Source organism: Arthrobacter sp. N1 (assembly GCF_048288285.1).
Lineage (GTDB): Bacteria > Actinomycetota > Actinomycetes > Actinomycetales > Micrococcaceae > Arthrobacter_D.
Window position 1 is genome coordinate 1,469,953 of sequence record NZ_CP102608.1, and the last position, 20,131, is coordinate 1,490,083.

The window sequence follows — 20,131 nt, forward strand, 5'->3', positions numbered from 1 at the left end:
ACTACGGCGCCTCGGTCGGTGCCGTCCGGGGCAGTATCCGTAACGCCGGACGGCGCTATCCCGGCCTGGACCATGACGACGTCACCGCCCTCGCGAGCGCGCTGTGGTCCACGCCGGTGTATGAGCGGCGGCTCGCCGCCGTCGTCCTCCTCCAGTCCGCGTCCGGACTGCTCCGCCACTCCGACCTCACCCGGATCGAGGGCTTCATCCGGTCCGCAGCGCTGCACGACCTCGTGGATGCACTCGCCGTCGACGTCGTCGGAAGCCTCCTGCAGCGACTAGCGGGGCAGGAAGCGGTGCGGGCGAGCGCCGTGGTGGCCCGCTGGGCCGGTGCCGACGAGCCCCTGCTGCGGCGCGCGGCCGTCCTCGCGCACCTGCCCGCCTACCGGTCGGGCAACGGCGACGACGACGCCTTCCGGCGGACCATCCGCTCCATCTCGGGCGTCCAGCGGAGCCGGGTTCCGGAGGTCGAGGAGGCGATCGCCCTGGTGCGATCCAGCGGTGCGCCCTAGCGGATGTCGATGGTGCGGATCAGTCGTCCACGCAGTGCCGGCACGAGGTGATGGACCCCCATGAGGCCCACGCCGTACCGGCGAACCCGCCGCATGGACGTGGCGACCCGCAGCCGTGGGTCGATGCGGACCGCCCTGTAGCCGAGGCGGCGCGCCACCCGGGCGGAGAAGTCGATGTCCTCGTCGCGGGTGTCGATCGCGGTCCGCCCGAAGCCGCCCGTGGCCAGGTAGGCAGAGGCCCGCACGGCCATGTTGTGCCCGGCCACGAAGCGCAGGAAGGCGACGTCGAGGTGGACTGCGGCCATCATGAGGCGCAGGAGCCTCAGCGCGCCGGGCATGAGGATGTCGTCGCCCCAGCGGTAGTGGCGATCCCGCAGTGGCACGCTCGTCCCGCCGAGCAGCTGGACCTCCGGGTGCTCGGCGAACGTGCGGCGGATGCGCGCCGCCCAGTCCTCGGCCGGTTCGCTGTCGCCGTCGGTGCGGGCGACCACGGTGTAGCCGTCGGCGATCGCGGTCCGGAAGCCGGTGTCGCAGGCCGCGCCCGTGCCCTTCTGACGTTCGGTGAGCAGAGTGAGGCCGGCGGACGGGTGTGCGGCGGCGAACTGCCGGACGCGCTGTGCGGTGTCATCGGTGGAGTTGTTGTCCACGACGTAGACGTGCAGGCCGTCGGGCTCGCGCTGCCCGAGCAGCGCCTCGAGCGTGTGCGTGATGCCGGGTTCGTTGAAGACGGGTACGACGACGGCGAGCCGGTCGGTCACGAGTGGTCCTTCGGGGGGTGCAGGGGATGGGTGGCGGACACGAGGGAGGGAGGACTCAGGGTCTGTCGAGGTCGGCGGCCGCGAAGGTGTCGCAGGACCGGAGGTCTCCGGTCTCGTACCCCTGCGAGAACCAGGCCTGGCGCTGGGCGCTGGAACCGTGGGTCCACCCCTCGGGATCGACCCGGCCCGTCGCGGCCTCCTGGATGCGATCATCGCCGACGGACGCGGCAGCGGACAGTGCGTCCTGGAGATCGGTCGTGGAGAACGGGAGCAGGAACGGCTGCCCGGACTCCGGGTCCTCCACCGTCGTGGCATGCGCAGCCCACATCCCGGCCAGGCAGTCGGCCTGCAGCTCGACACGGACGCCGCCGGATTCCTCGCCCTGCGGGTCCTGCCCGGCGGCGCCGAGCGTGCCGATGAGGTTCTGGACGTGGTGGCCGAACTCGTGGGCGACGACGTATTCCTGCGCCAGCGGGCCGCTCGATGCGCCGAACTGCGTGACCAGTTCGTCGAAGAACGCGGTGTCGTAGTAGGTCTGCTCGTCGACAGGGCAGTAGAAGGGTCCGACGGCGCTGGTCGCCGTGCCGCAGCCGGTGTCCGTGCGGTCGGTGAACAGGGCCACGCCGGGCTGGGTGTAGGCGACCCCGTACTGGTCCAGGTAGGGGAGCCAGAAGCTGTCGAGGCTCTCGGCCGTCGCCAGGATGCGGCAGTCGAGCCTTTCGTTCGCCTCGACCCCCGAGACGCACTCGCTGATGGCACCGCCACCGTCGTCGCCCGGTCCGGCCGTGCTGGTACCGTCCTGCAGCCCGAGCTGGTCCACGACACCCGGACCGAAGATGAGGGAGAGGATCAGGAGGAGCCCCCCACCCACGCCGCCGCCGACGGCGACGCCGCGGCCCCGTCCTCGCCGGTCACTGACCCGGGAGGGGTCCAGGTGGGTCCTGTCGTTGAAACTCATGGATCAACCATAAGCCGACTTAGCGTCCGGCGGTGTACGGAGGGTGACGCGCCGCACCACTAGGCGAGCGGCCGGCCGGCGCGCGGCCAGGTCCCTGGATCCACCCGGACCTCGGACACGCCGACCTTCAGCGTGTCGAGCTCGCGTTGGAGGATCGCCGCGGCCTTCCGGCTGCCCTCGGGGGTGAGGTGGACGGCGTCGGCCAGGTCGTCCTCGAGTTCGTGCGCCGTCAGCCAGTCGCCCACGGAGACGAAGGTGATGCCCCGCGCGGCGGCGAGATCCCCGAGGAGTGCGTCCACCTCTGCACGGCGACCACCGCCGTCTCGGGAGCTGCGGCTCAGGGTGCCGATCATGATGACGCGAGACCGGGGGTAGGTCCGTTCGAGCCCGAGGAGCAGGGCGTTGGCGCTGCCGAGGATGTCCCCGTCCGATGCGCGCCGCCCGGCATCGTTCCCGCCTCCCTGGACGACGACGAGCGCGGGGTCGCCGTGCGGCAGGACCCAGGTGTTGCTGGTCAGGGAGTCGTAGTAGTTCGGCGCGTCGATGCTCGGATTGGCGACGACGAATCCGGTACCTCCCGCGCCGAAGAAGCGGACCTCGTAGCCGAGGGCGCGCAGGGCGAGCTGGGGCCAGGAATCCTTGCCGGCCGCCTGCGAGTCACCGATGAGCACGGCCGTCCGGCGCACCGTCGGCACCACGACCTCTCGCCTGCCGGTCGTCGGGTTGGTCGCGGTGCTCCCGACCTGCAGGCCGGGGACCGACACCACGGTGGCCGGCAGCACCGTCGTCGGACCGGTCACGGCCGGGGTGTGCAGGACGTCTTCCGATCGTGGTCGAGGGATGTCCCAATGGGGCAGGACGATGGACTCCGTCGTGGTGCGGCTGGACTCCTGCGCGTCGGCGGGCGCTGCCGAGGCCGGCGCCACCCCGGGAACGAGTGTCAGCGAAGCGATCAGGGCGACCGCCCCGATCCGGAGGCGGTTCCTGTCGGCGCCCCAGGCCACGGGTACGGCCTCGCTCTCCGTGGTGCTGGTCATCGTGATCCGCTCTCCCCCTGGGTGCCTCCACCCGGCATCCCGGGGACCAGCCTATCGGGGTGGCACGACGGTCCGCGGCCGCCCGGCCAGGACACTCCGGAGCGTGCGCTCGCGCTCCGGAGGACCGCTCAGGCGAGCCAGTGCTGCGGCGCCGACAGCCGTCGAGGCAGTCGGGTGGCCCGGTCACCCAGCGCCGCCGCGACCTGCATCGGCGTGAGGAACAGGGCGCCGGAGAGATCCGCACCGTGCAGGCGCGTGTCACGCAGGTCCGCGCCGAGGAGGTCCACCCGGTCGAGATCCACGCCCGAGAGGTCCGCGGCGATGAGGTACGCGCCGCGGAGATCGGCTCCGCGGAGCATGCGGCCGGTGAGGTCCGCGCCGAGCAGATCGGCACCGGGGCCGAGACGGCGGGGGTGGCGCGAGCCGGCAGCGCTGCGCCGTACGGACACGCTGACGGCCGTCAGCGTGTCGCCGACCCGCCGACGGAGGGCGCCGAGGTCGAGGCCCGGGAGGCGGACCGCGTCCAGGCGCGCGAGGGCGGTGGTCTCCTCGGTGAGCGCGGCGATCGTGGTTCTCACATCGGACGGGACCTCCGGTGCGCCGGCGGCCAGGGCCAGCGCCTCATCGAGGTACCAGAGGATCTCGTGCAGGTCGCGGACCACGGGGAAAGCAGCGAACATCGGTGCGCGCACCTCCGGGTGGTCGGTCCAGCTGCGTCCGCCGAAGGTCAGCTGGGCAACCTGCTGGCCGGCCCCGAAGCAGTCGAAGACGGTGCAGCCCTTGTAGCCCGCATCGCGCAGCTTCCGGTGGATGGTGCAGGAGAAGTCGTCGGCGAGGTTGTGGCAGGCGCGGCCGATCGGCTTGTCGTGCGCGAAGTCGCTGGAGCGCTCGAAACCGAGCGCCGAGCAGCACAGCGCGAAGCAGCTGGAGCAGTCGGCGGTCAGGGGGACCTCCGGGTACCCGGTCAGGTGCAGGGGGACGGCGGGCACGGGGTCCTTCCGGATGCGGCTGGCGTCGGCCATCGATGCAAGCGTGGCGGAACCTCCACTGTGCCACAGGCAGGACGAGCCCCGCCGGAGTCCGGCGGGGCTCGTGCTGACGCGCCCGGCGCGCCGGTGTCAGTGCGCGGGTGTCAGTGCACGGGCGTCGGTGCGGCGCCGTCCTGCTGCGGCGCGCGGACGAAGAAGGAGGCGACGACGGCGAGGAGGAAGATGATCGCGCCGTACATGAACGCGGCCCTGATCCCGCCGGCCATGGCGGGGAGTTCCCCGACGCCCTCCGAGACCAGGGCAGTGGTCTGCAGGGTCATCACGGAGATGAACAGCGCGGTCCCGGCGGCACCGGCCAGCTGCTGGGCCGTGCCGAACACGGCGCTGCCGTGCGAGTACAGGTGCGGCTTGACGGACCCGAGGGCCGAGGTCAGCAGCGGCGTGAACATCAGGGCGAGGCCGATGCTGAGGAACACGTGCGCCACGAGCACCAGCTGCAAGGGTGTGGTCTCGGTGAGCCGTGTCATGGCCCAGAACACCACGCTGACGAGCAGGGCTCCCGGCACCAGGAGTACGCGGGGTCCGCGGCGGTCGTAGATCCGACCGACCACGGGGCCGAGCAGGCCCATGGCCAGCCCGCCCGGGAGCAGGAGGAGTCCGGACACCAGGGGGTCCATGCCCAGCACGGTCTGCACGTAGATGGGGATGAGGATGATCGTGCCGAACAGGGCCATCATGCTGACGGCGATCGCGACGATCGAGATGGTGAAGTTGCCGGAGGTGAATACCCGGAGGTCCAGCAGGGCCGCGTCCCTGCGCTGCAGGACGAGCTGACGCGTGATGAAGAGGGCCAGACCGGCGATGCCGGCGACGAGCGGGATCCACGCGGGGACGGCGCTGCCGGTCGATGCCTCGCCCAGCTGGCTCAACCCGTAGATGATGCCGCCGAAGGCGACGGCGGACAGGATGACGGAGGGCACGTCGATGGCCGACCGGCGGGGCTCCGTGACGTTCTGCATCTTGGCCGCGCCGATGGCGAGCGCGGCGAGGGAGATCGGGAGGACGAGCCAGAACATCCAGCGCCAGTCGAGCACGCTCAGGATCGCTCCGGAGATCGTGGGACCGAGGGCGGGAGCCACCGAGATGACGATCGAGATGTTGCCCATGATCTTGCCGCGGGAGGCGGGCGGGACCAGCGTCATGACGGTGGTCATGAGCAGGGGCATCATGATGGCGGTGCCGCTCGCCTGGACCACACGGCCGATCACCAGGACACCGAAGCCGGGCGCCATCGCGGCGATGAGGGTGCCGAGGCTGAACAGGCCCATGGCGGCCATGAAGACGGGGCGGGTGTCGAAGCGCTGCAGCAGGTAGCCGGTGATGGGGATGACCACGGCCATGGTGAGCATGAACGCGGTGCTGAGCCACTGCCCGGCACCGACCGTGATCCCGAGGTCCTCGACCAGCCGGGGGATCGCCACGCCCATGATCGTCTCGTTGAGGATCACGACGAACGCGGAGATGAGCAGGAGTGTGATGACGAGCTTGTCGCGGGGCGGGAGTGCAGCGCCGACGGGACCGGCGGTCCGGCGCGCATCGGACGGCGCATCGGACGGCGCATCGGACGGGGCACCGGCGCGCGTGTCGGGACGGGGTGGTGTCGCGGCACGGGCCGTCGCGGCCGCGGCCCCGACGCCGGGCACCTCGGGACTGGGTAGTGCGTCGGAGACGCTGGAGGATGGGCTCTGGGTCATCGTGATCCGCTCGGTTCGATCTGGTGCCGCCCGGCCGGGACGATCCATCCGGGGCCGGTATGCGCGTGTACAGGGGACCGTCCAGGTGAATGGTTGATCCGGTCAACTACCTGAACCCCTGGGTCCGGGAGTCTATTCCGCCCGCGGTCCGCCTGCCCGGGACGGTGGCTCCGGCCGTCGTCCGCGTCAGGCCCGGGCGGTCCGCTGCTCCACTAGCATAGGGCTGGTGCGGCGCGCCGGGCCAGAGTCGGGGATCGCCGGTCCCGGCCCGCACGATCCCGTGCCGACGACGAAGGAGAACTCCCTGTGGCCGATTCTTTCTACCGCGGACTCGGTGGCGGACGGTTCGTCTCCACGCTCAACGCGCAGGGGGCGTGGAACCCGGAGGAACAGCACATGGCTCCGATCTCCGGGCTGATGACGCAGTGCCTGCTCGAGTGCGCGCCGCGGGAGGGCATGCAGCTGAGCCGGATCGGCTTCGACATCCTCGGGATGATCCCGGCGGGCGACTTCGAGATCACCACCGCCGTCGTGCGTCCCGGGCGGACGATCGAGCTGCTCGAGGCCAGGATGGAGGCCGCAGGCAGGACCGCGATCGTCGCCCGGGCCTGGCGCCTGAGCGCACAGGACACCGGAGCCGTCGCCGCGGTGGAGGACCCGCGTATCCCCGGCCCCGACGCCGCTGGTCCCCATGAGGGCATGACCGCGTGGCCGGGCGGGTTCATCCGGTCGCTCGACGTACGCGTGGTGCCCGGCCACCGGCCGGGGCGCGGGCAGGTGTGGCTCCGGAACCCCTACGCCATGGTGGAGGGCGCAGCAGCGCCCGATGTGGTCCGCCTGGTCGGGATGATGGACGCAGCCAACGGCATCGCCTCGCGGGTGGCGCCCGGCGGGGACAGCTGGATGTTCCCCAACGTGGACCTGCAGGTCCATCTGTACCGGGAGCCCGCGGGGGAGTGGCTCGGCCTGGACACGCGGGTGACGTTCGGGCAGGACGGCGTCGGACTGACCTCGAGCGTGGTGCACGACCTCGACGGACCGTTCGGGCGGCTCGAGCAGATCCTCACCGTGCGGAAGCTCTGAGGGGCACCTGCCGGAATGACGGGGCGCCGGCCATGGTTGCACGAGGCACGGAAGCCTGCGGCGTGCTCCACGCCCGGGCGGTCACCGCGCCCACGCGCCCGTGGGACGTCGAGGAAGAGGAACCATGCCGAAAGCACTGTGGAACGATCAGGTCATCGCCGAGTCCGCGGACACCGTGATGGTCGAGGGGAACCACTACTTCCCGCCGAACTCCATCGCGGAGCAGTTCTTCGTCCCGACACGGACGCAGACGGTGTGCCCGTGGAAGGGGACCGCGAGCTACTTCAGCCTGGAGGTCGACGGCGAGCAGAACAAGGATGCCGCCTGGAGCTACCCGGAGCCGAAAGAAGCGGCGGAGAACATCCGCGGTTACTACGCTTTCTGGAAGGGCGTCACGGTCAGCGCGTGACCACGTGAGCGAAGGGCGCCGTCGTTCGACGGCGCCCTTCGCGCGTGCGGGCCGAAGCGGCCGGCACGGCACCACCCGAACGGACGACGGCGCCGCACGGCGCAGGATGAAGGAGCACCATGGAGAACCGGACACTCGGCAACAGCGGCACCTCGGTCTCGCACCTGGCCCTCGGAACGATGACCTTCGGCGCGGAATCGGACGAGGCGACGTCGCACGCCATCCTCTCGGACTACGCGGCGGCGGGCGGCAACCTGATCGACACCGCCGACGTCTACACCGCCGGGGCCTCCGAGGAGATCATCGGCCGCTGGATCGCGAAGAACCCGGCCGAGAGCGGACGCATGGTCCTCGCGTCGAAGGGCCGCTTCCCCATGGGCGATGACGCCAACGACCTGGGACTGTCCCGGCGTCACCTCCGCCAGGCGCTCGATGCCTCCCTCGCGCGCCTGGGCGTGGAGCACATCGACCTCTACCAGGTGCACTCGTGGGATCCGCTGACCCCGCTCGAGGAGACCCTCGGCTTCCTCGACCACGCCGTGGCGCAGGGCAAGATCAGCTACTACGGGTTCTCCAACTACACCGGCTGGCAGCTCACCAAGGCCGTGATGATCGCCCGGCAGCGCGGGTACTGCCTGCCGGTCACCCTGCAGCCGCAGTACTCGCTGCTGGTCCGCGAGATCGAGGCGGAGATCGTCCCCGCGGTGCTCGACGCCGGCATGGGCATGCTGCCCTGGTCCCCGCTGGGCGGCGGCTGGCTCACCGGCAAGTACAGCCGGGACACGGAGCCCACCGGGGAGACCCGGCTCGGCGAGAACCCGCAGCGCGGGATGGAGGCCTGGGAGAAGCGCAACGCGCAGGACCGCACGTGGCGCATCATCGACACCGTGACGGGCATCGCCGGCGAGCGTGGCGTGAACGCCTCCCACGTCGCCCTCGCCTGGGTGGCCGCGCAGGCCGGCGTCACCTCCGTGATCCTCGGCGCGCGCACCCGGGAGCAACTGGCCGACAACCTCGCCTCCGCCGACCTCGAGCTCACCGCGGCGGAACTCTCCCGGCTCGACGACGTCAGCGCCCCGACCTTCAGCGACTACCCCTATGGCGGCCCGGGCATCGAGCAGCGCAGCCGCGTGATCGGCGGGGGCCGCTGACCCGGTTGGCTCCGTCCGCCTGACGGGCTATCGTTTCGAGCAGTGACACGGGGTGTCCCTCCAAGGGAGGGGCTGAGAAGAGACCCGTCGAACCTGATCCAGCTCATACTGGCGAAGGGATGTCCTGCCGGGCCCTCGGCCCCGTGCGTCCTGCCGCCCCATCGCGAGAGGTCGCCACCGTGCACCAGGTCCAGGAGAACCCCACCCAGGCCGTCGGCCCCGTCACCGCCGAGGACTGTGCGCTGCTGCTCGCGGCCCTCCGCGACGCCGTGCCGCTCGTGCAGTGCATCACCAACGCCGTCGTCACGAACGTCACCGCCAACGTGCTCCTCGCCCTCGGAGCGGCTCCCGCCATGGTGGACATCCCGGGCGAGGCCCGGCAGTTCGCCCCCGTCGCCTCGGCTGTGCTCGTCAACCTCGGCACCCCCACCGGTTCCCAGCGCGAGGCGATGCTGGAGGCGGCGGACGCGGCGAACGGGGCAGGGACGCCCTGGGTCCTCGACCCCGTCGCGGTCGGCTTCCTCACCGTCCGCACGCAGACCGCCGCGGAGCTCGTCGCCCTCCGCCCCGGGATCATCCGGGGCAACGCCTCGGAGATCATCGCGCTCGCAGGTGCGGGCGCTGGCGGCCGCGGCGTCGACTCCCTCGACGAGCCGGCCGCCGCGCTCGACGCCGCGCGGCTCCTGGCCTCCCGCCACGGGTCGGTCGTCGCCGTGTCGGGCGCCGTGGACATGATCGTCGCGCCGTCGGGTGCCGTCGTCGGCGTGGCCAACGGGACGCCCCTCCTCACGCAGGTCACCGGGGGCGGGTGCGCGCTGGGGGCCGTCATGGCCGCCTTCGCCGCCCTCACCGAGGATCCGCTCCTCGCGGCGGTCGCCGCGACCGGCGCGTACACGATCGCCGCAGAACACGCCGCAGCCGTCGCGTCGGGGCCGGGCACCTTCGGGGCACAGTTCCTCGACGCGCTCTCGGCCATCACCCCGGACGACGTCCGGCGCAGGCTGACCCTGCAGGCAGGCTCCTGATGCCCGTCCAGGACGGGAGCGCCCGGCCGTCGCCGGCGTCGTACCTGCCCCTCTACCTCGTCACGGACACCGTGCTCTGCTCGCCACGGTCGGTGCCCGACGTCGTCGCCCTCGCCGTCGGGGGCGGGGTGACCTGCGTGCAGGTCCGGGACAAGCGAGCGGGCGTCCGCGATCTCCTGGACCTGCTGGTGGCCGTGGCCGCCGCGGTGGACGGCCGGGTGCCCGTGCTGGTCGACGACCGGGTGGACGTCTACCTCGCTGCCCTCGCCGGGGGTGCCCGGGTGCACGGCGTCCACGTGGGGCAGTCGGATCTTCCTGCCGGCGTGGTGCGGGCCATGGCCGGACCGGACGCCGTCGTCGGACTGAGCGCGGCGACGCCCGGGCAGTTCGAGGCGGTGTCGGAGCTCCCGGCGGGCACGGTCGACTACCTGGGTGTGGGCGCGGTGCATGCCACCAGCACCAAGCCCGATCACCCGGCGCCCCTCGGTGTCGACGGGTTCGCGGGCCTGGTGGCGGCTGCTCCACTGCCCTGCGTCGCGATCGGCGGCATCACGGCGGACGACGCGGCTCCGCTGCGCCGTGCCGGGGCCGCGGGGATCGCCGTCGTCTCCGCCCTGTGCACGGCCGCGGATCCGTCGGCGACCGCACGCGACCTGCTCGGGGCGTGGCAGGACGGAAGGAGCTGATCCCTGCGCGACCGGTCGGCGGGACGGGGTTCCCGGCCGGCGATCGGCGCTCGGTGCAGCAGGCACGACGTCGCCCGCGGTGGCCGGTCGCGGACCCCGCACCGGCCACCGGTGCCTACGATGAAGGGATGAGCACTTTGTGGAACGGCGCCGACGCGCTCGCCGTCGTCGTCGAGGGAGGTCCCGCCGATGCAGGCGACTCCCCGGTGGAGGACGCGGCCGTGGGGGGCGGGCCGCGCGCCGCTGCCGACCTCGATCGGGGCATCGCCATGCTGCGCGAGGTCGCCTCGGGGACCCGCCCGCCGACGCTGCGCCTCTACCGGCCCAGCCCTACCGTCGCCTTCGGCCAGCGGGACGCCCGCCTCCCCGGGTTCGCCGCCGCGGGCCGTGCCGCCGAGGACCGCGGATTCACGCCCCTCGTCCGGCGGGCGGGGGGCCGGGCCGCGGCCTACCATGGCGGATGCCTGGTGGTGGACCACCTCGAGCCGGCGGCCGACGGCGTCGCCGGTACGCGGGCGCGCTTCGCAGCCTTCGGCGCATTCTTCGCGGCGGTGCTCGCCCGCGTCGGCGTCGACGCGCACGTGGGGGAGGTCAAGGGCGAGTACTGCCCGGGGGAGTTCAGTGTGCACGGCCGCCGAGACGGCGTCCCCGCGGTCAAACTCGTGGGCACGGCCCAGCGTGTGATCTCCGGCGCCTGGCTGTTCTCGTCCGTCGTGGTGGTGGAGGACGCCACGCCGCTGCGTGCGGTCCTCTCGGACGTGTACGCGGCACTGGGCCTGGACTGGCTGCCCTCGACGGCGGGCGGGGCCGAGGACCTGGCTCCGGGACTCGCCGTCGACGACGTCGAGCAGGCGCTGCTCACGGCCTATGCCGCCGTCGTCCGCCTGGACCCCGCCTGACCGGCAGCTCGTCCGGAAACAGGGCGTCCCGCCCCTCCGGGAGGAGGGACGGGACGCCGGCGGACCGTGGTGCTGCAGCTCCGGGGTCAGTGCCCGCGCGCGATCCATTCCTCGAGGTGCGGGGCCTCGTCGCCGATCGTCGTGATGTCGCCGTGACCCGTGCGGGCGATCGTGTCCGCGGGCAGCGTCAGCAGGCGCGTCCGGATCGACTCGATGATCGTCGGGAAGTCGCTGAAGGACCGTCCGGTGGCACCGGGCCCGCCCTGGAAGAGCGTGTCGCCGGTGAAGACCGTGCCGGCCTCCTCGAGGTAGAAGCAGGTGGAGCCGGGGGAGTGGCCGGGCGTGTGCAGCGCGGTGAGGACGACGCCGGCGACCTCGATCCTGTCGCCGTCGCCGATCCACTGGTCCGGGCTCAGCTCCGGGAACACCATGTCCCACAGTTCGCGGTCGGCCTCGTGCAGGTGGATGGGTGCACGGACGGCGTCGAAGAGGTCCCCGACGGCGCGGATGTGGTCGTCATGCGCGTGGGTCAGGAGGATGGCCCGCACGGTGCGACCGTTCACCTGCTCCACGATCGCCGCGGCGTCGTGCGGCGCGTCGATGATGACGCACTCGTCGTCGTCACCGACGATCCAGACGTTGTTGTCGACGTCCCACGTGCCGCCGTCGAGCGAGAACGTGCCCGAGGTGACGAGGTGCTCGATCCGCGCGACCATCAGAGTTCCACCACCGAGCGCAGCACCGCACCGTCGTGCATCTTCTCGAAGGCCTCCTCGACCTGGTCGAGGGAGATGCGCTCGGTGACGAAGGCCTCGAGGTCGAGGGTGCCCTGCAGGTAGTGGTTCACGAGCATCGGGAAGTCGCGGCTGGGCAGGCAGTCCCCGTACCAGGAGGACTTCAGCGACCCGCCGCGGCCGAAGACGTCCAGCAGCGGGAGTTCGAGGGTCATCTCGGGCGTCGGCACGCCGACGAGCACCACGGTACCGGCGAGGTCGCGGGCGTAGAACGCCTGCTTGTACGTCTCGGGGCGCCCGACGGCATCGATCACGACGTCGGCACCGTTGCCCCCGGTGAGGGCGCGGACGGCTTCCACGGGGTCCTCGTCCTTCGAATTGACCGTGTGGGTGGCACCGAGGCCCTTGGCGAGCTCCAGCTTCCGGTCGTCGATGTCGACGGCGATGATCGTGGTGGCGCCGGCGAGCTTCGAACCGGCGACGGCGGCGATGCCCACCCCGCCGCAGCCGATCACGGCGACGGAATCGCCGAGGGACACATTGCCCGTGTTGATGGCCGCACCGATGCCCGCCATGATGCCGCAGCCCAGGAGGCCGACGGCGGCGGCGTCGGCCGCCGGGTCCACCTTGGTGCACTGCCCGGCTGCGACCAGCGTCTTCTCGGCGAATGCACCGATGCCCAGGGCGGCCGTGAGCTCGGTGCCGTCCTCGAGGGTCATCTTCTGGGTGGCGTTGTGCGTGTCGAAGCAGTATTGCGGCTCGCCGCGGCGGCACGCCCGGCACTCGCCGCAAACGGCGCGCCAGTTCAGGATCACGCGATCACCGGGCGCCACCTGCGTGACGTCGTCACCCACGGCGCTCACGACGCCGGTGGCCTCGTGTCCCAGCAGGAAGGGGAAGTCGTCGTTGATGCCGCCCTGCTTGTAGTGCAGGTCGGTGTGGCAGACGCCGCACGTGAGGATGTCGACGAGGGCCTCGCCGGGACCCGGGTCCGGCACCAGGATGGTCTCGATGGTGGCGGGGGCGTCCTTCGCCCGCACCACGACTCCCTGAACTCTGTGCACCATGGTCTCGCTGTCCTTCCGCTGGGTACCTGCTGGCGGTCGGACCGCGTCCTGCCGGTCCGCCGTTCCCCAGCATAGGGGGACGGCGGACGAGGACGGCGCCGGGTCCGGGCTAGACGGAGAGGCGCGTCCTCACATCGGCGACGGACGGGTTGGTGGCCGTGCTGCCGTCCGGGAAGATCACGGTGGGGACGGTCTGGTTGCCGCCGTTGAGGGACGCCACGAGCTCGGCGGTGCCCTCGACCTCCTCGATGTTGACCTCCGTGTAGCCGATGCCCTGGGCGTCCAGCTGCGACTTCAGGCGTCGGCAGTACCCGCACCACGAGGTGGAGAACATGGTGATGGTTCCGGCGTCGGGCGTGTAGTCCACGGTGCTCCTCGAATCTGCGTGCGGTTCTCCCGCACGTGCTCTGATCGGTCAGCGGTCGGCATTCCCGCCCGCACCCTCCTCAACGCGCGTGGTGGGGCGGGCATTCCACGACCGACCCGCCGCCCCTGGCGCGCGCCGACCGGGGCGACGGTAGGCTCACGGCATGCCCGGAGCGAACGAAGAGCAGAACGCGATGCAGCTGGCGGCGGTCCGCGTGGCCATCAACGAGGTGGACGAGCAGCTCGTCTCCCTCATCTCACGGCGCGAGCGCCTGGTGCGGCGTGCAGGTGCCCTGAAGCAGGACGACGCCTCCGTGCGCGCGCTGGCGCGGGTGGAGCAGGTGATCACGAACGTCCGGGGCTACGCGGCCAGGCTCGGGGTGGACCCCACGGTCGTCGAGCACACGTACCGCGCGATGATCTCGGCGTTCATCGACCTGGAGCTGAAGGTGCGGCGCGAGGGCTGACTCCCCGTCGGACCTCCGCCGGTTTCCTGTGGCTCCCGCCGGCTCCCTGCAATGAGCGTGTTGGTCGGCCGTCCGCCCAGCCGATACGATCAGGACGGCGGTCCCGTGCCCTACCGGGTGCCGCCGTGCCCGTTCGGGCGACTATTTTCCACCCAGCACCGAGGAGACCTCCCGTGTCAGCGCCGCAGCCCCTGAAACTCATCGTCGACGGCGAAGAGAAGCAGGCGACCACGGGTACCACCGGCACCGAGCTGTTCTCCGAGCGGCGCGACGTCGTCGTCATGCGCATCGACGGGGAGCTGCGCGACCTCGACCAGGTTCTGCCGGACGGTGCGACCGTCGACGGTGTCACGCTGGAGGACCCGGCCGGGCTCGAGGTGCTCCGCCACTCCGCCGCGCATGTCATGGCCCAGGCCGTGCAGCAGCTGCGCCCGGGCGCGAAGCTGGGGATCGGCCCCTACATCACGGACGGTTTCTACTTCGATTTCGACGTCGAGGAGCCCTTCACGCCGGACGAGCTGAAGCAGCTCGAGAAGATGATGCTCAAGATCGTCAACGCCAACCAGCGCTTCGTCCGCCGCGTGGTGTCCGAGGACGAGGCCCGTGAGGCCATGAAGGACGAGCCGTACAAGCTCGAGCTCATCGGCCTCAAGGGCGGTGCCACCGAGGAGGACGGCGCCTCCGTGGAGGTGGGCGCCGGCGAACTGACCATCTACGACAACGTGGACCGCAAGTCCGGGGACGTGATCTGGCAGGACCTCTGCCGCGGGCCGCACCTGCCCAACACCAAGCTCATCTCCAACGCCTATGCGCTGACCCGCTCGGCCGCCGCCTACTGGCGCGGGAGCGAGAAGAACAAGCAACTGCAGCGCATCTACGGCACGGCCTGGCCCACGAAGGACGCGCTCAAGGCGTATCAGGAACGCCTGGCCGAGGCGGAGCGCCGCGACCACCGGCGCCTCGGCACGGAACTCGATCTCTTCTCCTTCCCGGACGAGCTGGGTTCCGGGCTCCCGGTGTTCCATCCCAAGGGCGGCATCATCCGCAAGGAGATGGAGGACTACTCCCGCCGGCGCCACACCGACGCCGGGTACGAGTTCGTCTACACACCGCACATCACCAAGGGCCACCTCTACGAGGTCTCGGGCCACCTCGACTGGTACCGCGACGGCATGTTCCCCGCGATGCACGTCGACGAGGAGCTCAACGAGGACGGCACGGTGCGCAAGCCCGGGCAGGACTACTACCTCAAGCCGATGAACTGCCCCATGCACAACCTGATCTTCCGGTCCCGTGGACGCTCCTACCGCGAACTGCCGCTGCGCCTGTTCGAATTCGGCTCCGTGTACCGGTACGAGAAGTCGGGCGTCGTCCACGGCCTGACGCGCGTGCGCGGCATGACCCAGGACGACGCGCACATCTACTGCACGCGCGAGCAGATGAAGGACGAGCTCACCGGGACGCTCACCTTCGTGCTCGGCCTGCTCAAGGACTACGGCCTCGAGGACTTCTACCTCGAACTCTCCACCCGCAACCCGGAGAAGTCCGTCGGATCGGACGAGATCTGGGACGAAGCCACGCGGACCCTCGCCGAGGTCGCCGAGGCATCGGGCCTCGAGCTCGTGCCCGATCCCGGGGGAGCGGCGTTCTACGGGCCGAAGATCTCCGTGCAGGCCCGGGACGCGATCGGACGGACGTGGCAGATGTCCACGATCCAGCTGGACTTCAACCTGCCCGACCGGTTCGAGCTCGAGTACCAGGCGGCGGACGGTTCGCGCCAGCGGCCCGTGATGATCCACCGGGCTCTCTTCGGCTCGATCGAACGCTTCATGGGAGTCCTCACCGAGCACTACGCGGGCGCCTTCCCGGCCTGGCTCGCGCCGGTGCAGGTGCTGGCCGTCCCCGTGGCCGAGGCGTTCAACGAGTACCTGTACGACGTCGTCGACAAGCTCAAGTCCCAAGGGATCCGCGCCCAGGTGGACGCCGGCTCGGACCGCTTCCCGAAGAAGATCCGGACGGCGAGCAAGGAGAAGGTGCCCTTCGTGCTCATCGCGGGCGGCGAGGACCAGGAGGCGAACGCCGTGTCCTTCCGGTTCCGGGACGGCAGCCAGGACAACCAGGTGCCCGTGGAGGAGGCCGTCCGGCGGATCGTGGAGGCGGTCCGCAGCCGGGAGGCGACCGTCTGATGGCGGGGGCGGACGGAGTGGACAGGCCCGTGGAGGGCGCCGCACAGGGGTACCCGGGTGATGCCGCGGTGACCGACGGCTTCGAGCTGGCGGGTGTGCCGGACGCCTTCCAGCGCCTGTGGACCCCGCACCGCCTCGCGTACGTGAAGGGCGGCCAGGACCAGGTCGGCTCCGAGGAGAGGTGTCCCTTCTGCCGTGCCCCCCGGCTCAGCGACGAGGAGTCGCTGATCGTGCACCGCGGGACCCACGCGTTCGTCCTGCTCAACCTGTTCCCCTACAACGCCGGTCACCTGCTCGTGGTCCCGTACCGGCACGTGCCCGACTACACGGACATCGACGAGGCGGAGACGGCCGAGGTGGCAGCCCTGACCCAGACCGCCATGCGCGTGCTGCGCCGCGTCTCCCACCCGACAGGCTTCAATCTCGGGATGAACCAGGGGGCGACCGGCGGGGCCGGGATCGCCGCCCACCTCCACCAGCACGTGGTGCCGCGATGGGGTGGGGACGGCAACTTCCTGCCGATCATCGCGCAGACCAAGGCCATCACCCAGACCCTCGGCGAGGTCCGGGCGCAGGTCGCCGAGGCATGGCCCTCGCGTGGGGACGACGCCGCCCCGCCGGAACCGGGCTCCTGATGCTCAACAGGTACGCCCGGGGCTTCTTCACCCGGCTGTTCACCCCGCTGGCGCGGTTGCTGCTGCGCTGGGGTGTGACGCCTGACGCCGTCACCATCGCCGGCACCATCGGGGTGGCAGGCGGTGCGCTGGTGTTCTACCCCCTCGGACAGCTGTTCTGGGGGACCGTGGTCATCACGCTCTTCGTCTTCTCCGATGTCATCGATGGGATCATGGCACGCCTGAAGGGGCACGGCGGCTCCTGGGGCAGCTTCCTCGACTCGACGCTCGACCGCATCGCCGACGGCGCGCTGTTCACGGCGGTCGCCATCTGGTTCTTCACCGGCGGACAGAATCCCGCCATCGCCGTCGCCGCCCTCGCCTGCCTCGTGCTCGGCATGCTCGTGTCCTACGCGCGGGCCAAGGCGGAGTCCCTGGGCTTCACGGCCAACGTCGGGGTGGCGGAGCGGGCCGAGCGGCTCGTGTCGGTCCTCGTGGTCACCGGGCTGACGGGCCTCGGGTTGCCGGAGGTCGTCCTGTTCACCGTCCTCGTGATCCTGGCGCTGGCGAGCCTCGTCACGGTGTACCAGCGTGTCCGCGCCGTGCGGAGGCAGTCGCTCGAGGCGGCGTCGCCCTCCTGACCCCACGCCGACGGGCCCACGCAGCGCGTGGCCGGGCCGGTGAGCAGCTGAGCGTCCCCGCACCCGTGCACGGTTGTGCGCACGGGTGGTCCAGCCGCCGGGTCCTGGTGCCACCGTCGTCCCTTGCGCCCGGCACCGATGCGTCCCGTCCGTCCGGCACCGATGAGTACCGTGCGCCCGGACCGTCTAAGGGGCACCGATGCTCCACGACGGAAGGACGGCGTCATGCCACCCCTCGGATTCCTGCCCGCGGACCTGCACATCGTCTCGCAGGGCGATCTCCTCCTCCTGCAGGCCGGCGGCACTGCCCGTGACCACCGCACCGGGCCCGGCGCCGGGAGCCGCCGGTGCCCGCCCTGGCCCGACGAGGCGGTCGACCGCGTCCTGGACGAGCTCGAGCGCAGGGACGCCGCCGTGCTGCAGTGACCCCGCCGTGAGTCACTCCCTGCGTTGCCGCGTGACGGTGACGGACGTGACGGACGCGACGGACGCGACGGACGTGACGGACGCGACGGACGCGACGGACGCGCCGCAGTCCCTCGGCATCAGGCGCCCGGCGCCGGCGCGGACCCGATGGACCAGATCCGCGGTGGTACGGCGCCGTTGACCGAATGGTCACCGACGATCCTGGCCTTGAAGACCCAGGGGTTGTGGTTGGCGGCGGTGCGCGCGTTGCGCCAGTGGCGGTCGAGGTTCTTCGCCGTGCTCACGCCCGAGGCCGCGAGGGCGCCGAAGACGTCGGACGTAGCCCGCGTGGCGAGGGCGGACAGGATCACCTGGGCCTTCGCGGTCTCTAGCTCGGCGACGTCGTTGCGCCGCTCGTCCTCGGCCTCGTCATCGAGGAACGCGCCCTCGTAGGCGTGCTGCAGCGCCCGCGCGGCACGCTCGACCGTCGCCTCCGCCGCATACGCGGCCGCGGACACCTCCCCGACGACCTGCAGGATCTGGGGATCGGCCGCGAAGGATGGAGCATTCCCGTGGCTGAAGATCCGCGTCCTGGTCCGGACCTCGCGGGCGACGTCGTGCTCCGCGCCCTTGATGGTCCCGGCAAGGACCGCAAGCAGCACCGCCTGGTAGAACGCGGTCTGGTAGGCGAACCGGGTATCGAAGTCGATGACGTTCTCGGCGTCGACGCGTGCTGCGTCGAACGTCGACGTCCCGGAGCCGGTGGTCTGCTGGCCGAAGCCGTCCCAGTCGTCGGCGTGCGTGACCCCCGGCTGGTGGGCACTGACGACGGCGATCACCTTGACGCCGTTGTCGGTGCGCTGGGCGAAGGTGTCGATCCAGTCGGCGAAGATGCTGCCTGTGGAGTAGTACTTGGTGCCGCTGACGAGGAACCCCCCGGAGTCCGGATCGGGACTGACCTTGGTGATCACGTCGCCGATCGTGACGCCGCCCACCTCGGTCCAGGAGTTCCCGACCGTCTCGCCGTCGACGAACCGCCTGAGCCACGTCTCGCGGTGCGGGCCCGAGGAGACCAGCCGGTCCTCCACGAAGGCGAAGTGGCCACGCAGGGCCTGCGGGATGTTCGGGTCGGCCGCGGCGAGCTCGGTGAGCAGCCGGAACAGCTGGGGTAGGGAGGCGCCGAAACCGCCGGCGGCCACGGGGACCCGGAGGGCGCCGAAGCCCGCGTCGATCAGGGCACGGATCTCGGCGCGGGGGAGTTCGTGCTCACGGTCCCGCCGCGAGGCTCCGTCGGCGATCCTGGCGAAGAGCGGGCGGAAGCGGGCGGCGAGGAGCTCGTAGTCGGCATCGGCAGTGCGGGTGATGTTCGTGATGGTGGTCATGACGGACCTTTCGATGAAGGGATGCAGGGCGGACAGGGCGCGGGAGGGGTGTAGAGCGGTTGTCAGGCGTCGACGGCGACCGGCTGCGCGGCGATGACCGGTACGGGCCGGCCGCCGAGGGTGACGGCGACCGCGAAGAGGGCACCGAGGACCACGGCCGTCGCGATGACGGCCGTCGTCCCGCCCGGCCAGGCGCCGTTGAGGCCGAGCAGCGCGGGGACCACGGTGCTGATTGTGCCCACGAGGATCGCGCTCCAGCCGGTGACCCGCGTGAGGCGCTCCGCGCCGCGGGCGAGGAGCAGGAAGAACAGGGTCCAGAGCGCGGCCCAGCTGATCCAGAGCACCGAGCTCACAGGGTCCTCGCGGGCTGCCGTGCCGGCGAGGACGAGGGCGAGCACGGCGACGAAGCCGCAGAACCAGCCGACGCCGGCCGATCCGAGGCCTGCGACCGAGCCCAGCCCCACGTACAGGTAGGTCAGGCCGAACAGGACGATCCCGGCCGCCGATCCGGCGGCGCCGGGATCGGACGAGGCGACGAGCAGCGCCACGACCAGTTGCAGCAGGCCGATCGCGATGTTGAAGAAACCGGCGTCGCGCGGGGTCACGCGGCCGAGCAGGGAGACGCCGTTGATCAGCAGGGCGGCCCCGGAGAGCAGGAGGCAGATGTACGACATGGGTGTCCCGTCGTCAGGACGCGGACCAGGGGTGCGCGCCGTGCTTGCCCCGACGCGGGCTGCGCGGGGCCTGATCGTCACCTGGGGCACCCCGCCACGGAGGGGGTTGCCGTCCGACGAGCCAGGGCTTCGCGTCGGAACTCTTGATCTGTCCTCCGAGGCTAGGCCGTCCCACCGCCGGTGTGCCGGAATGCGTCGGAGCGTGACCCCCGATGACCTCCGATGACGCCCCGCAGCCTCACGTGGCAGACCGGGATGCTCGGTCCGCCTCGCCCCGGAGACCGGTGCCCGACACCCGTCGCCCGCGGAACATAAGCACCCTTCGCAGTGTTGT

The 20,131-nt window shown here is 71.4% G+C and carries 21 protein-coding genes, 1 pseudogene and 2 riboswitches; of the genes and pseudogenes, 12 read left to right on the forward strand and 10 right to left on the reverse strand.

Features of this window, described 5'->3' with window-relative positions:
• Nucleotides 1-14: 14 nt before the first annotated feature.
• Nucleotides 15-512: pseudogene (locus tag NVV32_RS06550) on the forward strand (DNA alkylation repair protein); the annotation flags it as partial.
• Here the strand turns inward: NVV32_RS06550 and NVV32_RS06555 are convergent.
• The 5 genes from NVV32_RS06555 to NVV32_RS06575 form a co-directional block, all read right to left on the reverse strand.
• The gene (locus tag NVV32_RS06555) at nucleotides 509-1,270 is read right to left on the reverse strand and encodes a glycosyltransferase (protein WP_422391764.1); all 762 of its coding nucleotides are present in this window, start codon (nucleotides 1,268-1,270) and stop codon (nucleotides 509-511) included. The pseudogene NVV32_RS06550 and the gene NVV32_RS06555 sit on opposite strands and share 4 nt — an antisense overlap.
• Nucleotides 1,271-1,325: 55 nt before the next feature.
• Complete coding sequence (locus NVV32_RS06560; protein WP_422391765.1) at nucleotides 1,326-2,228, reverse strand: neutral zinc metallopeptidase; 903 nt, start codon at nucleotides 2,226-2,228, stop codon at nucleotides 1,326-1,328.
• A gap of 59 nt (nucleotides 2,229-2,287) precedes the next feature.
• Nucleotides 2,288-3,265, reverse strand: a complete 978-nt coding sequence (locus NVV32_RS06565) for an SGNH/GDSL hydrolase family protein (RefSeq protein ID WP_055771876.1) — start codon at nucleotides 3,263-3,265, stop codon at nucleotides 2,288-2,290.
• A 128-nt stretch (nucleotides 3,266-3,393) separates the two neighbouring features.
• Nucleotides 3,394-4,287 (reverse strand): pentapeptide repeat-containing protein, encoded by an 894-nt coding sequence (locus NVV32_RS06570; RefSeq protein ID WP_082471546.1) that lies wholly within the window; start codon nucleotides 4,285-4,287, stop codon nucleotides 3,394-3,396.
• A 110-nt stretch (nucleotides 4,288-4,397) separates the two neighbouring features.
• A complete protein-coding gene (locus NVV32_RS06575; protein WP_082471545.1) occupies nucleotides 4,398-6,008 on the reverse strand; it encodes an MDR family MFS transporter in 1,611 nt (536 codons plus the stop codon).
• Nucleotides 6,009-6,314: 306 nt separating this feature from the next.
• Here NVV32_RS06575 and NVV32_RS06580 point away from each other — a divergent pair, with 306 nt between their 5' ends.
• The 6 genes from NVV32_RS06580 to NVV32_RS06605 all read left to right on the forward strand — a co-directional run bounded on the left by NVV32_RS06580 (nucleotide 6,315) and on the right by NVV32_RS06605 (nucleotide 11,261).
• Nucleotides 6,315-7,091, forward strand: a complete 777-nt coding sequence (locus NVV32_RS06580) for a thioesterase family protein (RefSeq protein WP_422391766.1) — start codon at nucleotides 6,315-6,317, stop codon at nucleotides 7,089-7,091.
• A 124-nt stretch (nucleotides 7,092-7,215) separates the two neighbouring features.
• Nucleotides 7,216-7,500: a DUF427 domain-containing protein gene (locus NVV32_RS06585; RefSeq protein ID WP_055771870.1), complete on the forward strand. Its 285-nt coding sequence runs from the start codon at nucleotides 7,216-7,218 to the stop codon at nucleotides 7,498-7,500.
• A gap of 119 nt (nucleotides 7,501-7,619) precedes the next feature.
• On the forward strand, nucleotides 7,620-8,651 hold the full coding sequence (locus NVV32_RS06590; protein ID WP_422391767.1) for an aldo/keto reductase: 1,032 nt from the start codon (nucleotides 7,620-7,622) through the stop codon (nucleotides 8,649-8,651).
• Between the two features lie 38 nt (nucleotides 8,652-8,689).
• Nucleotides 8,690-8,788: riboswitch (TPP riboswitch) on the forward strand.
• Nucleotides 8,789-8,830: 42 nt separating this feature from the next.
• A complete protein-coding gene (gene thiM, locus NVV32_RS06595; protein WP_055771865.1) occupies nucleotides 8,831-9,676 on the forward strand; it encodes a hydroxyethylthiazole kinase in 846 nt (281 codons plus the stop codon).
• Nucleotides 9,676-10,362 carry a thiamine phosphate synthase gene (gene thiE / locus NVV32_RS06600; RefSeq protein WP_055771862.1) on the forward strand — a complete coding sequence of 229 codons (687 nt, stop codon included), beginning with the start codon at nucleotides 9,676-9,678 and terminating at the stop codon, nucleotides 10,360-10,362. Before thiM ends, thiE begins: the two co-directional genes overlap by 1 nt.
• A gap of 269 nt (nucleotides 10,363-10,631) precedes the next feature.
• Nucleotides 10,632-11,261, forward strand: coding sequence for a lipoate--protein ligase family protein (locus NVV32_RS06605; RefSeq protein ID WP_414826632.1), 630 nt, complete (start codon nucleotides 10,632-10,634; stop codon nucleotides 11,259-11,261).
• A gap of 86 nt (nucleotides 11,262-11,347) precedes the next feature.
• On the opposite strand, the gene NVV32_RS06610 is transcribed toward NVV32_RS06605, so the two are convergent.
• From NVV32_RS06610 to NVV32_RS06620, 3 genes are all read right to left on the reverse strand, one after another.
• On the reverse strand, nucleotides 11,348-11,977 hold the full coding sequence (locus tag NVV32_RS06610) for an MBL fold metallo-hydrolase (RefSeq protein WP_055771859.1): 630 nt from the start codon (nucleotides 11,975-11,977) through the stop codon (nucleotides 11,348-11,350).
• Nucleotides 11,977-13,062: an S-(hydroxymethyl)mycothiol dehydrogenase gene (locus NVV32_RS06615; protein WP_055771856.1), complete on the reverse strand. Its 1,086-nt coding sequence runs from the start codon at nucleotides 13,060-13,062 to the stop codon at nucleotides 11,977-11,979. The genes NVV32_RS06610 and NVV32_RS06615 overlap by 1 nt, the downstream gene beginning before the upstream one ends.
• A gap of 109 nt (nucleotides 13,063-13,171) precedes the next feature.
• Nucleotides 13,172-13,429, reverse strand: coding sequence for a mycoredoxin (locus NVV32_RS06620; RefSeq protein ID WP_055771854.1), 258 nt, complete (start codon nucleotides 13,427-13,429; stop codon nucleotides 13,172-13,174).
• A 163-nt stretch (nucleotides 13,430-13,592) separates the two neighbouring features.
• Here NVV32_RS06620 and NVV32_RS06625 point away from each other — a divergent pair, with 163 nt between their 5' ends.
• The 5 genes from NVV32_RS06625 (at nucleotide 13,593) to NVV32_RS06645 (ending at nucleotide 17,762) form a co-directional block, all read left to right on the forward strand.
• Nucleotides 13,593-13,895 carry a chorismate mutase gene (locus NVV32_RS06625; RefSeq protein WP_082471544.1) on the forward strand — a complete coding sequence of 101 codons (303 nt, stop codon included), beginning with the start codon at nucleotides 13,593-13,595 and terminating at the stop codon, nucleotides 13,893-13,895.
• A 173-nt stretch (nucleotides 13,896-14,068) separates the two neighbouring features.
• Entirely contained in the window at nucleotides 14,069-16,081 is a 2,013-nt protein-coding gene (thrS, locus tag NVV32_RS06630) for a threonine--tRNA ligase (RefSeq protein ID WP_055771851.1), read from the forward strand.
• On the forward strand, nucleotides 16,081-16,716 hold the full coding sequence (locus NVV32_RS06635) for an HIT family protein (RefSeq protein ID WP_055771847.1): 636 nt from the start codon (nucleotides 16,081-16,083) through the stop codon (nucleotides 16,714-16,716). Before thrS ends, NVV32_RS06635 begins: the two co-directional genes overlap by 1 nt.
• Nucleotides 16,716-17,336 (forward strand): phosphatidylinositol phosphate synthase, encoded by a 621-nt coding sequence (gene pgsA, locus NVV32_RS06640; RefSeq protein ID WP_055772325.1) that lies wholly within the window; start codon nucleotides 16,716-16,718, stop codon nucleotides 17,334-17,336. Before NVV32_RS06635 ends, pgsA begins: the two co-directional genes overlap by 1 nt.
• Nucleotides 17,337-17,561: 225 nt before the next feature.
• Entirely contained in the window at nucleotides 17,562-17,762 is a 201-nt protein-coding gene (locus NVV32_RS06645; protein ID WP_422391768.1) for a hypothetical protein, read from the forward strand.
• A 119-nt stretch (nucleotides 17,763-17,881) separates the two neighbouring features.
• Here the strand turns inward: NVV32_RS06645 and NVV32_RS06650 are convergent, their stop codons facing one another.
• The gene (locus NVV32_RS06650; protein ID WP_055771841.1) at nucleotides 17,882-19,123 is read right to left on the reverse strand and encodes an acyl-CoA dehydrogenase family protein; all 1,242 of its coding nucleotides are present in this window, start codon (nucleotides 19,121-19,123) and stop codon (nucleotides 17,882-17,884) included.
• A gap of 62 nt (nucleotides 19,124-19,185) precedes the next feature.
• The gene (locus tag NVV32_RS06655; RefSeq protein ID WP_055771838.1) at nucleotides 19,186-19,797 is read right to left on the reverse strand and encodes an AmiS/UreI family transporter; all 612 of its coding nucleotides are present in this window, start codon (nucleotides 19,795-19,797) and stop codon (nucleotides 19,186-19,188) included.
• 35 nt (nucleotides 19,798-19,832) lie between these two features.
• Nucleotides 19,833-19,946, reverse strand: a riboswitch (SAM riboswitch).
• Nucleotides 19,947-20,131 lie beyond the last annotated feature (185 nt).

What these genes read in the sequence shown, in the direction of transcription:
- NVV32_RS06560 (WP_422391765.1), bottom strand. Translation starts at nt 2,228, where the DNA reads ATGAGTTTCAACGACAGGACCCACCTGGACCCCTCCCGGGTCAGTGAC.
- NVV32_RS06565 (WP_055771876.1), bottom strand. Translation starts at nt 3,265, where the DNA reads ATGACCAGCACCACGGAGAGCGAGGCCGTACCCGTGGCCTGGGGCGCC.
- NVV32_RS06570 (WP_082471546.1), bottom strand. Translation starts at nt 4,287, where the DNA reads ATGGCCGACGCCAGCCGCATCCGGAAGGACCCCGTGCCCGCCGTCCCC.
- NVV32_RS06575 (WP_082471545.1), bottom strand. Translation starts at nt 6,008, where the DNA reads ATGACCCAGAGCCCATCCTCCAGCGTCTCCGACGCACTACCCAGTCCC.
- NVV32_RS06585 (WP_055771870.1), top strand. Translation starts at nt 7,216, where the DNA reads ATGCCGAAAGCACTGTGGAACGATCAGGTCATCGCCGAGTCCGCGGAC.
- NVV32_RS06590 (WP_422391767.1), top strand. Translation starts at nt 7,620, where the DNA reads ATGGAGAACCGGACACTCGGCAACAGCGGCACCTCGGTCTCGCACCTG.
- thiE (WP_055771862.1), top strand. Translation starts at nt 9,676, where the DNA reads ATGCCCGTCCAGGACGGGAGCGCCCGGCCGTCGCCGGCGTCGTACCTG.
- NVV32_RS06605 (WP_414826632.1), top strand. Translation starts at nt 10,632, where the DNA reads ATGCTGCGCGAGGTCGCCTCGGGGACCCGCCCGCCGACGCTGCGCCTC.
- NVV32_RS06610 (WP_055771859.1), bottom strand. Translation starts at nt 11,977, where the DNA reads ATGGTCGCGCGGATCGAGCACCTCGTCACCTCGGGCACGTTCTCGCTC.
- NVV32_RS06615 (WP_055771856.1), bottom strand. Translation starts at nt 13,062, where the DNA reads ATGGTGCACAGAGTTCAGGGAGTCGTGGTGCGGGCGAAGGACGCCCCC.
- NVV32_RS06625 (WP_082471544.1), top strand. Translation starts at nt 13,593, where the DNA reads ATGCCCGGAGCGAACGAAGAGCAGAACGCGATGCAGCTGGCGGCGGTC.
- NVV32_RS06635 (WP_055771847.1), top strand. Translation starts at nt 16,081, where the DNA reads ATGGCGGGGGCGGACGGAGTGGACAGGCCCGTGGAGGGCGCCGCACAG.
- pgsA (WP_055772325.1), top strand. Translation starts at nt 16,716, where the DNA reads ATGCTCAACAGGTACGCCCGGGGCTTCTTCACCCGGCTGTTCACCCCG.
- NVV32_RS06645 (WP_422391768.1), top strand. Translation starts at nt 17,562, where the DNA reads ATGCCACCCCTCGGATTCCTGCCCGCGGACCTGCACATCGTCTCGCAG.
- NVV32_RS06650 (WP_055771841.1), bottom strand. Translation starts at nt 19,123, where the DNA reads ATGACCACCATCACGAACATCACCCGCACTGCCGATGCCGACTACGAG.
- NVV32_RS06655 (WP_055771838.1), bottom strand. Translation starts at nt 19,797, where the DNA reads ATGTCGTACATCTGCCTCCTGCTCTCCGGGGCCGCCCTGCTGATCAAC.